This is a genomic window from Clostridium sp. CAG:43, assembly GCF_000434655.1.
Lineage (GTDB): Bacteria > Bacillota > Clostridia > Lachnospirales > Lachnospiraceae > Otoolea > Otoolea fessa.
The window spans coordinates 1-393 of record NZ_FR895004.1 but is presented as its reverse complement, the minus strand read 5'-3'; the positions used below and the strand labels follow the sequence as shown (position 1 = coordinate 393).

The 393-nt window shown below is 48.3% G+C and carries 1 pseudogene; it reads left to right on the top strand.

The features are described 5' to 3' along the window. Positions 1-137: 137 nt before the first annotated feature. A pseudogene (locus QVO97_RS00940) lies at positions 138-393 on the top strand (bifunctional folylpolyglutamate synthase/dihydrofolate synthase); the annotation flags it as partial.

Here is a 393-nt window from a genome sequence, read left to right as displayed (position 1 = left end):
AGGTACAGCCTTTATTCCATATAACCACTTGCACGATCTCCGCAAATGATATAAAATAATAACATACAAAAGACAAGGCGGCAGACGGCAGAGTTCGTACTGCCGCTTCCGTTTTCCAGGAAAGGATATTTCATGCCATGAGACAAGAAGAATGGACGGTAGAAGCGGCAGATGCATATCTGAATGAGATACCGAAATTTACCAGTGAAAAACATACGGCGGAGGGGCTTCGCAGGATGCTTTCATACCTGAATGCATTGCCGCAGGAGGAAAGAATCGTACATGTAGCCGGAACAAATGGAAAAGGGTCGGTCTGCTCGTTTCTCGATGCGGTTTTGCAGAAAGCCGGGAAGCGGACGGCGCGGTTTACGTCTCCTCATCTGGTGCGCGTGA